This is a genomic window from Caballeronia sp. GAFFF1 (genome assembly GCF_023630705.1).
Taxonomy (GTDB): domain Bacteria; phylum Pseudomonadota; class Gammaproteobacteria; order Burkholderiales; family Burkholderiaceae; genus Caballeronia.
The window spans coordinates 82,326-99,439 of record NZ_JALQEM010000041.1 but is presented as its reverse complement, the minus strand read 5'-3'; the positions used below and the strand labels follow the sequence as shown (position 1 = coordinate 99,439).

Genomic DNA, 17,114 nt, shown 5'->3' with positions numbered 1-17,114 from the left:
GCGGTGCAGCACCGGCACCGCGACGGTGCATGTCACCGGCCTTGCACGCCTGCCGTGCAAGTGGGGCAATCGCGGCTGCCTCCATTCTGGCATAGCAGAAGAATTTTCTGGAACGTATGTTTCCAGCTTTTGCTTTGAGAATCACCCGTTTCCGCAAGTTAGATGTCGAAACGGCTGTTTCACCGTGCAAGTTGGTACGGATCATGCCTTATGTAGATGCCGATGACCGAACCCAACCTCATAACGGAGTTCCACTCGATGTCCATGCCGTGCTTCTCGCTCTTTTCCCGCCTGGCACTGACCACCCTCTTGCCGGCCGCGATGCTGTGTCATGTCGCCACGGTCAACGCCGACACGCTCGACGATATCAAGAACCGCGGCAAGATGATCGTCGGCATCGACCCGACCTTCGCGCCCTACGAATACACCGACGCGAAGAACAACATCGTCGGCTACGATCCGGCTATTCTCGATGCCGTCGCCAAGCATCTGGGCGTGAAGATCGAGTATCAGCGCATGGCGTTCAGCGGCATTATTCCCGGCCTGCTCTCGCATTCGTTCGATCTCGAAGGTTCCGCGCTCAACGTGACGGCGGAACGCGCGAAGCGCATTTCCTATGTGGTGCCGACGAGCAAGACCGTGAACGGCGTACTGGTGCGTTCCGACTTCACGAAAATTCCGTCGAAGCCGACGCCCGAATCGCTCGCGGGTCTCACGGGCGCGGTCAAGTCGGGCAGCGCGCCATGTAACTGAAGTACTTCTCGATGCCGGTGCAGGTCGCGGTTCTGCTGGCGCACCCAGCCCCAGTTCCGTCCCGACTGTTCCCCGCCGATAATCCCCTTCTCGATGAGCGTCACCGACACGCCCCGCCGCGCGAGTTCGTACGCCGTGCTAGCGACGCCGCGCGCATCAGCCGCGCTGGAAGAAGCGGTTGACCGGCCTAGGCAAGCCTAGATGCTCACGCAGTGTGGCGCCCTCGTAAGACCGCCGGAAGAGGCCGCGCCGCTGCAACTCCGGCACCACCTTGATGACGAAATCGTCGAGGCCTTCGCGCAGGAACGGGAACATCGCGTCGAAGCCGTCGCTGGCTTCCTCGGCGAGCCATTGTTCCATCTCGTCGGCAATCTGCGTCGCGGTTGCCGCAGTCAGCCCTAACAGTCGCAGCATCTTTGGCGGATAGTCTGCTGAGTCGAGTTCACATATTCGGCACGCTATCATGCATGCATTGAGCAATGCACGGCATCAACAGGAGAATCGTATGGCCGGACCTCACGAAAGCGTCAACATGGCGTTGTTCTGCGACTTCGAGAACGTCGCGATAGGTGTACGCGATGCCAAGTACGAGAGGTTCGACATCAGGCCGGTTCTTGAGCGTCTACTACTAAAGGGAAGCATCGTCGTCAAGAAAGCCTATTGCGACTGGGACCGTTACAAGGGCTTCAAGGCGTCGATGCATGAAGCCAGTTTCGAATTAATCGAAATTCCGCATGTGCGCCAATCCGGCAAGAATTCGGCCGATATCCGTCTTGTCGTCGATGCCCTCGACCTTTGCTACACCAAGTCACATGTCGATACTTTCGTGATTATCAGCGGGGACTCCGACTTCTCACCACTGGTTTCCAAGCTACGAGAAAACGCGAGGAAGGTGATCGGCATCGGCGTTAAGCAGTCCACTTCCGACTTGCTTGTCGCAAACTGCGACGAATTCATCTTCTACGACGATCTGGTCCGGGAGCAGCAACGCGCAAGCGCTAAGCAAGAAGCGCGTGAAGCAAAGCGTATGTCAGAAGAGGATCGCCAGCCGAAAGAGGAAGTCGAGGCGCGTAGGTCGCAGGCGATCGCCATCGCGGCAGAAACCTTCGAGGCGCTTTCCCTCGAACGTGGCGAAAGCGGCAAGATCTGGGCGTCGGTGCTTAAGAGCGCGATCAAGCGACGCAAGCCTGGCTTCAGCGAGACTCAGTACGGGTTTAGGGCGTTCGGTAACCTGCTCGAGGAGGCCCAAGTGCGTGGCGTCTTCGCCGTGGGACGTGACGACAAAAACGGCGCCTTCGTTGCTCGTTCGTACGCCACGACTGCGAAAGACGCGGGACAAACGGCTGCACCGGCCGTTACGAGAGAACACAACAAGGCCGATACGGGAAGGTCCGAGGATACGCAGAAAGCGCCGCCGGTGAATCGCCCAGAAGCGGATGCGGTCGCTCTGAGCAGGACGTCTGAACCCCCGAAGGAACCGAAGAAAGAGAAAGCGTCCGGGCAGCGCCGCGCTAAGATGACCGCAGCAACCGCATCCGCGCTGGAGACGGCCGACAGTCAGGGCGATAAGCAGTCAGTACAGGGAGCGATCGCCGAGAAACAGCCGGCGAAGCGCTTGCGCAAATCGACTTCTCGAAGCCGCGCTTCACGCAAAGACGTTGAGAGCACCACGGATGAGTGACGGCAAAAATATACCGTTTCAGCAGCTCACTGGTAACGTTTCCAACGGAAGCGCGCCGCTGTAAAGGTGGCGAAGCACGGAGACGCCGGTGGCACGGCGAACTTAGGGTGCCTGCGGGCTACTGTGAACCTCGCAGCCCGTGCGGTGAGGTTGCCGATCTAGCCGTCTGCTAGTCCCCAGCCCGCGAGTACACACAGGATTGCGTCCGCGCTGCCCCCGCCGCGCTTCGTCCGCCCGTCCAAGCCAGTGTGGCAGCGAGGACGATCACGCACCCGGTATCGACGCTCTAACAGCGGTTACACCTAATTGCCGTCGGCCGATGAGGGCATCGGACTCGCGCCGATCGCTTCCCATCTGGGGCTTCGCGCGCTTTCGAAGCTGGACAACTCCTTTAGCGGGGTTACGCTGAATCGCGCCGCTACGGGCCGTCCCCGACGGAGGCGCTCGCTCTAAACAGCGCACGAACGCCGGGCCGCAAGCGTGATAAGTCGTATTATCACGATCTGGTCGTGACGGCCGAGACGGTTCCTGGCAGGGCCGGGCATGCCGGCACGGGCAGCCGTTCCTGGCCGGCCGAATGGGCGCGTCCCCCAAGCGGCGAGGTTCCGAGCGCGTCCAGTACCCCGGTTGGCGACGTTCTGCGCACACATGGTCGCCGACGTTCGCCCTAAGACTTCGATATCAGGTGGCAGAGGACATCTGCCAGACACGCGAACGAGTGGGCCACCATGCGCGGTCCACGAGGCTCTAGAGTTGCGCTTCCCGGAAGTCTGTTTAATCCGGCCGGAAGTTGCCAACCACTCCGCCAAACGCGGCATGGCGTCATAGGGTCGGCCCAGCGATCGCCGCAGACCGCTATCGCGACCGGATGCTCGCGTCCCGCGCAACCATCGGCAGACCATCCTCAGTTTGATCGCAGAGTACGCGAGGTTTTGACTGAAGGCCGTTACCACGTGGTAGCGCGATCTTCGTTGCGTGATTCGCGACTGTTAAGGACATTGCGAAAAGTTGATAGAAAGGGGAATAGTGATGTCAACGCAACCATCCTTCACCGCGCCGTATACCCCCCATCGACCGCCAGCGAAACCCCGCTGATCATCGACGCCGCATCGCTCAGCAAGAACAGAACAGGCGCCACGACTTCCTCTGGCTCCGCGAACCGTCCGAGCGGAATTGCCTGAAGCATCGGCTGGCTCTTGACCGGATCGCTCCAGGCAAAGCGTGCCATCGGCGTGAGCGTGACCGTCGGATTGACACTGTTGACGCGGATGCCATGCCGTCCGAGTTCGATGCAAAGCACGCGAGTAATCGAATCCAGTGCCGCTTTCGATGCGCAATAGCTGAGATGGTCCGGCAAGCCGACGAGCGACGCCTGACTCGACACGTTCACAATGCTGCCGCCACGGCCGACCATCTTTAGCGCGATGGCTCGGGCGACCAGCGCGGCGCCTCGGGCATTGACGGCCATCACGCGGTCGAATGCGTCCGCGTCGAATTCGAGCGCCGGTTCGAGCGATGCAATGCCCGCGCAGTTCACGAGACCATCGAACGCATCGAACGGCTCCAGCGCCGCATCGATGACCGAACGATGCGCGCCCACGTCGAGCCGCAGCGTCGCGCAGCCCGTTTCGTTCGCGAGCGTATCGAGCGCGGCGGTATCGCGTCCCGCCGCGACGACACGTGCGCCGCAACGCGCCAGCGTCTGCGCGCAGGCACGCCCGATCCCGCTCGATGCACCCGTCACCAGAACGCGCTTGCCGCTAAAGTCGAACTCGGTTTTCATATCGATTGCAACCTGTGCATGGATGGCATGAGCGCCGGATAAAGCGCCGTGTAGACATCGAAATAATCGGCATAACGGGCCACGCGTGCAGCGTCCGGCCGCGCCCGCTCGATGAGCGTCGACCAGCCGGTTTGCGCGGTATCGGGCGTCACCAGTCCGGTGCCGACTGCCGCGAGCAGCGCCGCGCCCAACGCGGCTTCCACTTCCTCGCCGATCGTCCAGACAGGAAAGCCGGTGACGTCCGCGATGATCTGCATCCACAGAGGCGAATGCGCGGCGCCGCCCACGACGATCAGCTTGTCGTCGAGCAGTTTCGAGCCCTTTCGTCCCGCCTCAATGTTGTGCTTGAGCGCGAAGGAAACGCCCTCGAGCACGGCCCGGTAGAGATGCGCGCGCGTGTGCGCGAGACTCAGGCCGACGAACGCGCCGCTCGCCTTCGCATCCCAGACCGGACTGCGCTCGCCCATCAGATACGGCAGGAACATCGCGCCCTGCGCACCGGCCGGCACGGCGGCGGCGGCTTCCTCCAGCAGCACGTGCGGATCGCCGTGCGGCAACGCGCGCGCCGCCGCGATTTCTGCCTGACAGAACTGCTCGCGAAACCACGTCACTGACGCGCCCGCCGTGATCGCGCCGCCGAACACGTACAGATCGCGCGTGCCGTTGAATACGTGCGGCATCGACACGAGCCCATGACGCGCATCGACGTGCTGGTTGATGTAGCCCCAGCACATGCTCGTGCCGATCATCGCGACATGCTGACCCGCGCGCGCCACGCCGGCCGCGAAGGTCGCCACGGCCGCATCGACGCCGCCCGCGACCACCGGCGTGCCCGCCGCCAGGCCCCATCGCGCGGCCCATTGCGGCAGCAGCCCGCCGACGATATCGGTCGATTCGACGAGCCGCTGCGGCATCATGCGCGCGGGGATGCCGAGCGCGTCGAGCATCTCGGCGGACCAGCCGCGCCGCGCGACGTCATACAAGCCGCCGATGTTTCCCGCCGAACTGTGATCGACCGCGATCTCCCCGGTGAGACGATGAATGACGTACGCGTTCGGCGGCAGGAAATAACGCGTCTTCGCCCACACGTCCGGACGATGCTCGCGCAGCCACAGCATTTTCGTGAAACCGTAATAGCTGTCGACGCCATTGCCGGTGATCGCCTGCAATCGATCGAGATCGACTTGCTCGCGCACGCGATCGGCTTCTCCGGTCGCGCGCCGGTCCATCCAGATGAGACAGGGATGCAGCGGTTCGATCGCTTCATCCACCGGGATGCCCGAGCCGCCGTAAAGACTGCTCACGCACACGCCGCGAATCGATGCCGCATCGATGCCCTGCGCCACAGCCTCCGCCACGCAATGTGCGATGCATTCGTCGACGGCATCGAACCACACCGACGGCCATTGCTCGGCCCAAAGCGGCTTCGGCGTATCGGGCTGATAGCTGCTCGAATGCTTCGCGACGATGGCGCCATCGCGCCCGACGAGCAGCGCCTTGGTGCTCTGCGTGCCTATGTCCACGCCAATCACGTATTCCATCGCTTCTGTGTGCGTGATCACTGCGCACCGGCCGGCTTGAGCAACACCTTGATGGAATCGGTCGAATTCGCGACCTTGATCGCCTCGTCCCATTCCTCGAGCGAGAACCCATGCGTGACGATGCCTTTCGACGTGACGAGCCCGCGCGCGAGGAGATCGATCGCGATCGGATAGCAGTACGGTCCCAGATGCGCGCCGCGCACGTCCAGTTCCTTGCGGTCGCCGATAATCGACCAGTCCACCGTGGCATCCGCGCCGAACACGCTGAACTCGACGAAGCGCCCGAGCTTGCGGATGAGATCGAGACCTTGCGTCACGCCGATCGGCGCGCCGGTCGTTTCGATATATACGTCGCAGCCGTAGCCATCGGTCAGCGACTTGATCACGTCGAGCGCGTTCTCCTTCGTCGGATTGATGACCACGTCCGCGCCGTACTGTTTCGCGAGTTCGAGGCGCTCGTCGATGAGATCGATCACGACGAGTTTCTTCGGCGTCTTCAGATGCGCGACCTGCGTCATCATCAGACCGAGCGGACCCGCCCCCGCGATGACCACGACATCATCCAGTTGAACGTCGCCGCGATTGACCGTGTGGATTGCGCACGACAGCGGCTCGATGATCGCCGCATCTTCGAGCGATACCCCAAGCGGGATCTTGTGGACGAGCGCCGTCGGCGGAATACGCATGTACTCGGCCATGCCGCCATCGGCGACTTCGCGCTGAAAGCCGAAGATGTTGTGGACTTCGCACATCCAGTACTGGCCCGACTTGCAATAGCGGCATTTCCCGCAAGGCACGATCTGTTCCGCGATCACGCGATCGCCGACCTGCACGCCGAAATGCTCGGCCGCGCCCTCGCCCGCTTCCTCGACATAGCCGAAGAATTCGTGGCCCGGAATCACCGGCGCCTTCACCCACGGGCTCGGGCCGCCCCAGAACATTTTCGCGCCGGTGTAGCACTTGCAGTCGCTTGCGCAGATGCCGCAGGCGGCGATCCGGAGTACGAGTTCGTTGCGGCCGGCGCGCGGCTTCGTCACCTGTTCGACGCGGTAATCCTCGGGCGCGTGGCACACGATGGCGGTCATCCGGGACTCGGTGTTCTGTGTCGTCATATGTCTCTCGTTGAAGTTCGCAGCTTGAGGAGATCAGCGCGAGCGTTCGCGGCTGATATAGATCGCGAGCAGGATGATTCCGCCCTTGATCACGTTCTGTACGTACGGATTCACGCCGATCATGTTCAGGCCGTTGTTCAGCACCCCTAGCAACAGCGCGCCGACGAGCGTGCCGAGGATCGATCCGCGTCCGCCGGATATCGACGTGCCGCCGAGCACCACCGCCGCGATCGCGTCGAGTTCGAAGCCGACGCCCGCGTTCGGCTGGCCGCTCATCAGACGCCCGGTCAGCACGATTGCGGCGAACGCGGACGTAAGCCCGGACAGCGTGTAGACGATCAGCTTCACACGGGCCACGCGCACGCCCGACAAGCGCGTGGCCTGTTCGTTGCCGCCGATCGCATAGACGTAACGGCCGAACGGCATGCGGTCGAGCAGCAGCCAGGCGATCAGATAGACGGCGAGCATGATGAGAACCGGCGCCTGAATGCCGAGCACTTTGCCGCTGCCGAAGAAGCTGACCCAGTCGGGCAAACCGTCGATCGGATAGCCGCCGGTATAGATGAGACCGAGGCCGCGCGCGATGCCCATCGTCGCGAGCGTGACGATGATCGGCGGCATGCGCGCGAACGCCACGAAGAAGCCGTTGGCGACGCCGAAGCCGAGTCCGACCGCGACGCCCGTTAGCAAGGCCGCGACCGCGTTCAGGCCCGAGACCATCAATCCGGCCGCGATCGTGCCCGACAGCGCCATGACCGAACCGACCGACAGATCGATACCGCCCGTGAGAATCACGCAGGTCATGCCGACCGCGATGATCGCGTTGATCGACACTTGCCGCAGCACGTTTTCGAGGTTCGCGGCGGACAGGAAACTGGAACTCGCTACCATCATCACGATACAGACGACGATCAGGCCGATGAGCGGATAGAAGAGCGTCGAACGTCTGAAGCTCGCGAAGCGCGAGCCTGCGCTGCCGTGCGTGCTGGCGGCGGCGACGTTACGTGAGTTCGGAGAAGATGTGTCAGGCGTGTTCATGTGTCGCTCCGCGTGCCCCGGCTGTTGCATAGGTCATGACCGTGTTCGAATCGATCGCGTCGCCGCTCAGGATCGCCTCGATGCGTCCCTGCCGGAACACACAGACGCGGTCGCACATGCCGACGATCTCCGGCAACTCCGACGAGATCATGATGATCGAGTAGCCGCGCGCGGTGAGTTCGCGCATCAGCCCGTAGATTTCCGCTTTCGCGCCGACGTCGATGCCGCGCGTCGGTTCGTCGAAGACGAGGATGCGCGTGTGATGATTCAGCCAGCGCGCGATCACAACTTTCTGCTGGTTTCCGCCCGACAGCGTCGCGACTTCGGTGTGCATCGACGGCGCCTTCACGCCGACGCGTTTCATGATCTCCGCCGTCGTGCGAGCCTCGATGCGGTGATTCAAGAACCAGCGCAGCGAGCGATACTTGCCGAGGTTGTTCAGCGAGATGTTGTCGCGGATCGAGAACGAAGTGACGAGCCCTTCCGTCTTGCGGCTCTCGGGCAGAATGCCGATGCCTGAACGGAGCGCATCGGCGGGGTCCGATAGTTTCGCCATCGCGCCGTGCACGCGAATCTCCTTCGCATGAACCGGCTCCGCGCCGATCACGGCAAGCGCAGTCTCCGTGCGGCCCGAACCCACGAGCCCCGCGAAGCCGAGAATCTCGCCCTCGCGCAACGTGAACGCATTGACCGGACCGTCCTTCGTGATCTGCAGCGAGCTCACGTCGAGCACGGTCCTGGCATCGTCGCGTAACTCGGGCTTCGGCGGAAAGCTGCTCTCGATGCGCCGTCCGACCATCATCTCCACGAGCCGTTCGACATCGGTCTTTGCCACGTCTGTCATGCCGACATACTGGCCGTCGCGCAGCACGGTGATGCGGTCGCAGACATCGAAAATCTCTTCCAGATGATGCGAGATGAAGATCATCGCCACGCCCTGCTGCTTCAACTGCCGCATGATCGTGAACAGATGATCGGCCTCGGCGGGCGTCAGCGTGGCGGTCGGCTCGTCGAGAATCAGAATGCGCGCGTTGAGCGACAACGCCTTGCCGATCTCGACGAACTGCTGCTGCGCCACCGACAGCGTACGGATAGGCACATCCAGATCGATGCCAACGCCGAGGCGCGCAAAGATATGCGCGGCTTCACGGCGCATGGCGGCGCGGTCGCGCGTGCGCCAGACCGTGCGGCGCTCGCGGCCCAGAAAGATGTTGTCGATCGCGTTAAGGTACGGAATCAGGCTGAATTCCTGAAACACGATACCCACGCCCGCCGACACCGCATCGTGATAGTTGTCGAACTGACGCGTCTGCCCGTCGATCTCGATCTCGCCCGAGTCCGGCTGATAGATCCCGCAAAGGATCTTCATCAACGTCGATTTCCCCGCGCCGTTCTCGCCGAGCAGGGCGTGAATTTCGCCACGCGCGATCTCGATGTGAATGTCCTGCAGCGCCTTCACGCCGGGAAAGCTCTTCGTGATGTGCTTGAGCCTGAGAATGGTGTCCATCTGCGCCTCTTTCGGGCGGACGGCGGGCCGTCCGCACACATCGCGTTTTACCAGGTGAAGCCCTTGGCGTTGTCCTTGTCGACCACCTTCACGTCGACCGGCACGGCCTTCGGCACGGTCGCGCCCCACTTCTTGGCCAATGCGACGCCGAGCGCGATGCGAACCTGATCGGCCGGGAACTGCGCCGTCGTTTCGATGAACTTCGAGTTCGGCTTCTGGATCGCATCGACCGCTTCGGGCGCGCCATCGACGCTCGTCAGCTTGATGTCCTTGCCCGACGACGTAATGGCCGAGAGCGAACCCATCGCGCCGCCGTCGTTGACGCTGAAGATGCCCTTCAGGTTCGGATGCGCGGAGATCATGTTCTCCGTCACCGACAGAGCGGTCGCGCGCTCCTGCTTGCCGTTCTGCGTATCGACGAGCTTTACGTTCGGGAACTTCGCGAGCCCCGCCTTGCAGCCGCGCACGCGTTCGAGAATCGGCACGACGGGAATGCCGTCGAGGATGGCCACTTCGCCGCTGCCACCGATCGCTTTCGCCAGGTATTCGCACGACATCACGCCAGCGTCGTAGTTCTTCGAGCCGACGAAGGAGTCGACGGGACCGTTGGCGTTCGCATCGACCGCAACGACGACCGCGCCCGCTTTCTTCGCCGCCGTGACGGCCGATTGAATGCCGGTCGAATCGGTGGGATTGACGAGCAGAATGTCGATCTTCTTCTGCAGCATGTCTTCGACGTCGCTGACCTGCTTGCTGACGTCATGGTGTGCGTCGGTGACGACGACCTTCGCGCCGATCGAATTCGCCGCTTCGTTCAGCGCCTTTTGCATCGTGACGAAATACGGGTTGTTCATTTCCTGAAAGGTCATGCCGATCGTGAGCGGTGCTGCCGCGTGTGCGACACCGCAAAGCGCGCCCGAAAAGGCAAGCGTGCCGATCAACGCGCCCCGGCGCAGCGACGAAACGGACAGGCGGTTCATAGTTGTGTCTCCTAACTAGTTTGCACTTCTTCAGGGTGAATGAAGCCCTCGCGCGAGCGATGGGCGAATCTCGACAAGACGGCTGCTGTACGGCGAAAAGAGCGCGAGCGTGCGCGCGAGTTACGCGTTACGTGGGCGAGGATCGCATTCGTCGTTCGACGGACGACGCGTAGCCGGCGGCCGTGTGTCCCGGCGACACATGCTCCGGGCTGCCTTCCGACGGCGCGTTCAGGTTGACTTCCCGGCTGCGCGCATTGATCCGCTGCAGCGCGCGGAACTCGGACGGCGTCATTCCTTTAGCCGCCCGGAACTGCCGATTGAAGTTGGACACGTTATTGAAGCCGGCCTGAAAACAGATCTGCGTGATGTTGATTTCGTCGGCGAGCAGCATGTGACACGCCGCTTCGATACGCAGGCGGTTCACGTACTGAACGAACGTCGCGCCCGTATGGCGATGAAACGCGCGCGAGAATGCGCTGACGCTCTGTCCGGCGAGCCCGGCGAGATCGGACTCGCGCAGATCCGACGCCAGATTCTTGCCGATGTGCGCAAGCACATGACCAAACCGCTTGGACGAAGCGACATTTTGCTCGTAAGCGATGCTCGCGAGGAGCGTCTGTTCCTTCGCATCGCAAAGGCATTCGAGAATACGAAGGAACAGCGAAATGCGCCGGATGCCGCGCGCCGTCAACAGTTCTTCGAACAGCGGCGCGACCACCGCGCTCGTCTGCGAGTCGAACAAAATACCGCGACGTGCGTTGTCGAGCAACGGTTGGGCATCGCGGCACTCGGGGAATGCTTCCATGCAGCGCTTGACGAAGTCCGTGCCGAACTGGATCACGAGATTGCGCCGCTCCACGTATTCGCCATCCGGCACTTCGCTGACCCAGTTGTGCGGAAGATTCTCTCCCATCAGAACGAGGTTGCCCGGGCCGAAGGAGCCGACATGATCTCCGACGAAGAACTTGCCGTGCGTGGCGACGATCAACTGCAGCTCGAATTCCGGATGGAAGTGCCAGCGCACCGTCTTGTACGGATAGCCGTGCGACCAGGCCTTGAAGGACTCGCCGTGTCGAACGTCGACCACCTCTAGATCGGGGTGCCTCATGAAGCCGTCTCCATTCTCTTTTATGCCGGCTGCTTTTTGCCACTTTCGGGGCGCCGGCTATTGACGCCAATTTAGATCGGTCAGTGTCGCGCTTCTACCAACTTTTCGCCTCTTTTTATGTACTATTTTGCACGCATGGAGGGTCCTTGCGTCTCGACAGCAAATTGTGCGACGCAAAAATCTTCAGCTCCAGTATTTTCTTGATCGGCGGCGAAGCGTGGTTTCCGCCGATTCTGGCCACTTGCTCACTTCTTCTAGTGAATGCCGGGGTGAATACGCTGCCGGCGCGAAGCGGCTTCGACGCACGAGGGAGCGCGAGCGGTGCCGCAGCGTTGGCGAAAAGCGGGTCAGTGACCAGAGAAGCGCTTTCCGCACAGGTCAGTACTATCATTCACGCTGAAAGACCGAGCCGAGATCGTGGCTCAGCGAATGAGGTCCAGTGCGCGCGGGCAAGTGCCGTGCGAACACATCGAGCGGTGACGACCATGGCGCGACTATTATCGGTGAATGTCGGGCTTCCGCGCGACATCGAGTGGAAAGGCCGCACGGTGCATACCGGCATCTGGAAACAACCCGTGCGCGGCCGATGCCGCGTCGGACGGCTGAACCTCGATGGCGACGGCCAGGGCGATCTCGCGGGCCACGGCGGCGAGCAGCGCGCCGTCTTCGTCTACCAGATCGAATCGTCGCGCTACTGGCAGACGGAGCTGAAACGCAACGACCTTGCCTTCGGACAGTTCGGCGAAAATTTTACGATCGAAGGACTGCCCGATTCCGATGTGTGCATTGGCGACCGCTATCGCATCGGCAGCGCGCTGTTCGAGGTGACGCAGCCCCGCGTGACCTGCTATCGCGTCGGCATCCGCATGAACGAACCGCGGATGCCCGCCCTGCTCACATCGAGCGGACGACCCGGCTTTTACTTGCGCGTCCTTCAAGAAGGCGACGTGGGCGCGGGCGACGAGATCGTGAAGATGGGCGAAGCCGAAGAGCGCATGAGCGTCACGCAAGTCAATGCGCTGCTTTACTCGGCCCATCATCCGCGTGATCTACTGGAGCGAGCATTGCGGATCGAAGCGCTGTCGCCGGGGTGGCGGCGGTCTTTCGAGGCGCTTCTGAAAGACGGCGCGAAGGGCGGAAATCCCGGGCTCGCGGCGGCATCGACGGCGAATGCCGCATCACCGGGTTTCCGGCCACTCAGGGTCTCCGCAGTCAAACCGGAATCCGCCGACGTGCTCTCGTTCAGCTTCACAAGCGCGGATGGTCAGCCGCTGCCCCCCGCTCTGCCTGGCCAATATCTGGTGTTGCGTCTGCAGCGAACGGCCGGCGGACCGCCGCTTTACCGCAGTTATTCGATTTCAGGCGGGCCTTCGCCGGAGAGCTACCGGATCAGCGTGAAGATCGAGCCGGATGGCGCAGCCGGGTCTTATCTCCAGCAACACGTGAGCGTGGGCGATACGATCGACGTCAGCGCGCCGCGCGGCAGCTTCGTTCTGAAGCCGGGCGACGGACCCGTCGTGCTGCTCAGCGCGGGCATCGGCGCGACGCCGGTTCTTTCGATGCTGCATGCGCTGTCGGCGGCGCGCTCGACGCGTCCGGTGTTGTGGATGCACGCCGCGCGCGATGGCCAGCATCATCCGTTCGCCGCCGAAGTTCGCGCTCTGGTGTCCAGGCTCCCCCACGGACGCAGTCACGTCTGTTACAGCAAGCCTGCCGCGGGCGACCGCGATGGCGTGGATTTCGATGCGACGGGGCGCCTGTCGCAAGCGGTTCTGAGCGTGGCCGGTATCACGCGCGACGCGGACATCTATCTCTGCGGACCGTCGCGCTTCATGGACGATACGAAAGCGGCGCTCGCCGGCATAGGCATCCCGCCGGAACGGATTCATGCCGAAACATTCAACGGCGGAGAACCGCTGAATCCGGGCATCGTCGCAGCGGCGAAAGGCAGTCCACATGTGCCCAAAGACGACGCTGACACCGGGCCGCTGGTGTCGTTCGCGAAGAGCGGCATCGCCGCGCACTGGGATCGGTCGGTCTACCAGAGCGTTCTCGAACTTGCGGAAGCCTGCGACGTTCCGGTGCGGTGGTCGTGCCGCTCGGGTGTCTGTCACAACTGCGAGAGCGGCCTGGTGTCGGGCACGGTAGCCTATGAGCCGGAGCCGCTCGACCGACCCGCCGAAGGCAATCTGTTGATCTGCTGCGCGCGGCCGGTTCGGGACATCGTCGTCGATCTCTAAGCTGGAGGCTGTTCGACCCGCACGACGGAAGCATGCGGGAAGATTCAGCCTAGAACAGTCGTTGCTCGACCCGGCACATCAGGATGACCGACCCAACGCCAGAAGATCCGGAATCATCGTCTTTGCATGCGTAATGAGCATGCCATGCGGGAAGCCTCCCACCGCGCCCCAGTTCTTGCGATTTTTGCTTAACACACCGACCTGCGGTTCGATGGGAAGCGCGACTGTCTCAGTTCAATCAAAGGACACTTCGGAGGCCTAATAAAGTGCATGATGGCTTACCAACTTCCCTCGCTCCAAGCCTGCCCGATCAGATGAGCAAACGAAAAGTTGAGAAGCAACAGAGTCCGGCAGATTGCCTTGCGCATCCAGGGCTCTTGCGCACCGGCGCTGGGCGATGGGGCGCCTGAAGCGCTTCGCCGGTTCCGCGCCACGCGCATGCCATTAACAAGCTAATGATTAAGGCGACAATGCGAACGCGAGGATGACGCGCCGAGCCATTGCAAGTGTCGGTCACGCCGGCCGGAACGGGTCTTAGCTACTCCGCTCACGATGACCAATGCTCACCAGCTTCGCGCCGAGTCGCCTTGCGAGCGCTTCGCCGCCTTGCTCCATGACGTAATCGTGATTCCATTCGAAGAGCGGGCGCGCCACGGGAGCGAGCAGATTCATCCAGCCACGGCCGGTGCGCACGCGCCAGTCGTATCGGACGGCGGTGAGCTCATCGCTCGATGAGAACGTCCAGCGCCCGATCCCCTCCACATCGCCGCTCGCCACGCCCTCGAGCAACACCAGCGGCTTAACCCGCGTGACGCGCATATCGAAGCGCACGCGATACGGCAGGCGACCCCTCCACACGTAACGATGCAATGCGCCCACGCCATCGGCCGCGCCGCTTTCCACTTCGCTCACACGCTCGACGCAGGTCCACCATTGCGGCCACGCAGCCGGATCGTGAACGGCGTCCCATACCGCCTGAATCGGCGCCCCGATCTTCCAGACGGTAATGAACCAATATTCGCTCGCGTGCACGATCGCCTCCAGAGCGCTCACTTTCCGTTCGCATCCGGCTCAATGGCCTCGTCGGGTGCCCAGCCGCAGCCGAGCGCGTTGAGCCGTGACTTGCAGCATCGCTGCGGCCTATTCCCGCGGCTACCCTTTCCAGCACGTCGCTTTAACTTCCCGACTGCGCCTCTTGTCGAGGAGGATAGTAGATCATATCCAAGTCTCCGCAACCCGCCGTGGAGTCGGGCACTTCGTTGGCTCGCTGGTTCAGGCTCTCTGATACCGTGGGCGCAAGAAAGCCCAGGACCATCGGCGCTGGGCAAGCCATCGGCTTCGCCGGTGGGAGGTGTCGAATAGCAAACCGACCGTCTGTCGCGGCCGAAAAGAGTGGCCGGAATAGGCAGGTGCAATGCCGTTGCCGGTGTGTGCCGGGCTACCCGAAGTCGACCAGGCGTCAGCGACGTCCGTAGCTGGTCTGCTCGTCCCGAGCCGCACCGGCGTTTCAGCGCTATTCCGCTGAAAATAAGCCCGCCGAGATCGAACGGGTCGCCGCTCGTCGCGGCGCGGGTTCGGCACTCACGCAAGCACCGCGGCCGGGACGGCCAGGCAGACGGGCAGGTTCGGCAGAAAGGTCCAGCGCCGCGAAACATGGGTGATATGAGCGCGCGAACGGAAGATCGGATGCTAGCAGCATCTCCCGGCTTCCTCGCCTTGAACCTATCGTGTCCGGTCCGTCTGAAAGACTTACGCTTGCATACGCGAGCAGGCCGCAATGGCTGACGGCAACGGATAGACGCGCCGTGTCTTGACGCGCGCTGGCGCCCACGTGTTACGCGGCAACTCGCCAGTCTGCGACGACCAACAATAGTGCCCCAATGTGTCGTGGGCAAACCGACAGTTCGCCCCGACGAGCCATGTGGACAGCGAGTGCCGGCGGGGACGTTTCTTTTAACTTCAGTGAGTTAGGCTCCGGACCGCTGTGTCGCGGACTGCGTGGCACGGAACCTGTGATGAAGGGGGCGAGCGTCGCGGTACGCGCTCAATTCTCCCGGCCTTCGGGCCTTACTGAAATAGGTGATCAAAATGAGCGCTCTGAACATTGTCGACCTCCGCCACGAGGAGGAGCTTTCCGCGACCGAGATGGCACGGGTAATCGGAGGGCATGACGTGGAGAAGGAAAAGGCACTTGTCGAGCTATGGGGTGTCATTCACTCAATGACTTCTTTGGAGGACGAGCCCGAGCCCGCTCCCCCGCATGTGCCCATGAAGCTTTAACCGTCGAGACGCGAGCCCGGTTCTCGGGGTCAAACGGCAAGCGAAAAAGGAACGACCGCAAGGGCTGCATTCCGGCCGTTGCGGTATGGGCTGAAGGGGCTCGGAAATGAGAATGATGCGCTTGAAGACGAAGCCGCTCGCAAGAAGCGGCGCCAAACCTCGACAACGTGCGAGAGATTGATCCGGCGAAGGTTGGAAGTGACGATTGACGCAAGGCGGGCAAGATGCTCGAACCCGCCGTTACCTCTGACTTGCTCGCGCGCGTGCCAGACCAATCGCATCCGGCGGACGCAGCGTGACTCTACGGCCTCGGCACGCGACGTGATCGCACTACCAGTCGGGCGGGCCCTAGCTTGGCGGCGCGCACTCAAGCCTGAGTTCGCTGCGAGGCGATGAGTCTTGGCACGCAGTCGACCATCGACTGGAGCATTCGGCGTCGACTCAATATCAAGAAGGCGGTGGCGCTCGGTGCGCAGGCGACGGCCATCGGGCGGTCGGCTAAGAAGGCAAGGATTCTCGCCGGCTCCTTCGATGCAAGCGAGGGGCCGGAACGGCCTTGTGTTGCAACGATAAGAGCATCGGGGACTACAAGATGGAGCCGCATTCCCAAAAGAACCGCCGACCCAACCTCGATCCTCGCCAATAGTCGCGATCGCATGCATGAAGACGGCCTGCGAACCGGTGCTCAATGCGATGTACACGACGTACGCGTCGAACGATTGCTTATGCCCGGGCAGCTTGCTGCCGTTGACCAGAAAGATGGTCATGCGCTTACGCTCCTGCGCAGTGCGTTGAGACAGTCGTTTCGATTGCCGGGTGTCGGAGACATAACACGGTTCAGAACGGCGAGATCGCCTATCGCGGAACGGGGATCCGGAGAGACGAATGAATTGCAAGCGCACGGCCGAATTCACAATCATGACTCTTCGCGATACCAATCAATTTGCAGGCGAGTGATCGAAAACTCTCGTGGGGAAGCAGCCTTTACCTGACGGTCAAGCAGATTAACTACCAGGCGCATGGCTCGTATTGCCCAGGCGTTTTGCGGGCCGCCTGCGCGGCCAATAGAGTGGCAGCGCTGGCGAGAGGTG

At 62.3% G+C, this 17,114-nt stretch carries 13 protein-coding genes and 2 pseudogenes; 4 read left to right on the top strand and 11 right to left on the bottom strand.

Features of this window, described 5'->3' with window-relative positions:
* Window positions 1–222: 222 nt before the first annotated feature.
* On the top strand, window positions 223–753 hold the full coding sequence (locus tag NCR37_RS25785; RefSeq protein WP_250475647.1) for a transporter substrate-binding domain-containing protein: 531 nt from the start codon (window positions 223–225) through the stop codon (window positions 751–753).
* Between the two features lie 17 nt (window positions 754–770).
* Here the strand turns inward: NCR37_RS25785 and NCR37_RS25780 are convergent.
* Both NCR37_RS25780 and NCR37_RS25775 read right to left on the bottom strand, forming a co-directional pair.
* Window positions 771–863, bottom strand: a pseudogene (locus NCR37_RS25780) (hypothetical protein); the annotation flags it as partial.
* Between the two features lie 46 nt (window positions 864–909).
* Window positions 910–1,137: pseudogene (locus NCR37_RS25775) on the bottom strand (LLM class flavin-dependent oxidoreductase); the annotation flags it as partial.
* Window positions 1,138–1,258: 121 nt separating this feature from the next.
* Between NCR37_RS25775 and NCR37_RS25770 the strand changes: the two are divergent.
* Window positions 1,259–2,434, top strand: a complete 1,176-nt coding sequence (locus NCR37_RS25770) for an NYN domain-containing protein (protein ID WP_250475646.1) — start codon at window positions 1,259–1,261, stop codon at window positions 2,432–2,434.
* A gap of 1,048 nt (window positions 2,435–3,482) precedes the next feature.
* Here the strand turns inward: NCR37_RS25770 and NCR37_RS25765 are convergent.
* From NCR37_RS25765 to NCR37_RS25735, 7 genes are all read right to left on the bottom strand, one after another.
* Window positions 3,483–4,217 carry an SDR family oxidoreductase gene (locus tag NCR37_RS25765; RefSeq protein ID WP_250475645.1) on the bottom strand — a complete coding sequence of 245 codons (735 nt, stop codon included), beginning with the start codon at window positions 4,215–4,217 and terminating at the stop codon, window positions 3,483–3,485.
* Window positions 4,214–5,758: an FGGY-family carbohydrate kinase gene (locus NCR37_RS25760; protein WP_250475975.1), complete on the bottom strand. Its 1,545-nt coding sequence runs from the start codon at window positions 5,756–5,758 to the stop codon at window positions 4,214–4,216. Before NCR37_RS25760 ends, NCR37_RS25765 begins: the two co-directional genes overlap by 4 nt.
* 17 nt (window positions 5,759–5,775) lie before the next feature.
* Window positions 5,776–6,870, bottom strand: a complete 1,095-nt coding sequence (locus NCR37_RS25755; protein WP_250475644.1) for an alcohol dehydrogenase catalytic domain-containing protein — start codon at window positions 6,868–6,870, stop codon at window positions 5,776–5,778.
* A 33-nt stretch (window positions 6,871–6,903) separates the two neighbouring features.
* Window positions 6,904–7,908 (bottom strand): ABC transporter permease, encoded by a 1,005-nt coding sequence (locus tag NCR37_RS25750; RefSeq protein WP_250475643.1) that lies wholly within the window; start codon window positions 7,906–7,908, stop codon window positions 6,904–6,906.
* A complete protein-coding gene (locus tag NCR37_RS25745; protein ID WP_250475642.1) occupies window positions 7,895–9,415 on the bottom strand; it encodes a sugar ABC transporter ATP-binding protein in 1,521 nt (506 codons plus the stop codon). Before NCR37_RS25745 ends, NCR37_RS25750 begins: the two co-directional genes overlap by 14 nt.
* A gap of 47 nt (window positions 9,416–9,462) precedes the next feature.
* Complete coding sequence (locus NCR37_RS25740) at window positions 9,463–10,395, bottom strand: substrate-binding domain-containing protein (protein ID WP_502800593.1); 933 nt, start codon at window positions 10,393–10,395, stop codon at window positions 9,463–9,465.
* A 127-nt stretch (window positions 10,396–10,522) separates the two neighbouring features.
* A complete protein-coding gene (locus NCR37_RS25735) occupies window positions 10,523–11,503 on the bottom strand; it encodes an AraC family transcriptional regulator (protein ID WP_250475641.1) in 981 nt (326 codons plus the stop codon).
* A gap of 485 nt (window positions 11,504–11,988) precedes the next feature.
* Here NCR37_RS25735 and NCR37_RS25730 point away from each other — a divergent pair, with 485 nt between their 5' ends.
* Window positions 11,989–13,743 carry an MOSC and FAD-binding oxidoreductase domain-containing protein gene (locus NCR37_RS25730; protein WP_250475640.1) on the top strand — a complete coding sequence of 585 codons (1,755 nt, stop codon included), beginning with the start codon at window positions 11,989–11,991 and terminating at the stop codon, window positions 13,741–13,743.
* A 534-nt stretch (window positions 13,744–14,277) separates the two neighbouring features.
* Here NCR37_RS25730 and NCR37_RS25725 read toward each other — a convergent pair.
* Entirely contained in the window at window positions 14,278–14,775 is a 498-nt protein-coding gene (locus tag NCR37_RS25725) for an SRPBCC family protein (protein WP_250475974.1), read from the bottom strand.
* 1,056 nt (window positions 14,776–15,831) lie between these two features.
* Here NCR37_RS25725 and NCR37_RS25720 point away from each other — a divergent pair.
* Window positions 15,832–16,023, top strand: a complete 192-nt coding sequence (locus NCR37_RS25720; RefSeq protein ID WP_250475639.1) for a hypothetical protein — start codon at window positions 15,832–15,834, stop codon at window positions 16,021–16,023.
* Between the two features lie 29 nt (window positions 16,024–16,052).
* On the opposite strand, the gene NCR37_RS28635 is transcribed toward NCR37_RS25720, so the two are convergent.
* A complete protein-coding gene (locus tag NCR37_RS28635; RefSeq protein ID WP_350029097.1) occupies window positions 16,053–16,943 on the bottom strand; it encodes an RNA chaperone Hfq in 891 nt (296 codons plus the stop codon).
* Window positions 16,944–17,114: the final 171 nt, after the last annotated feature.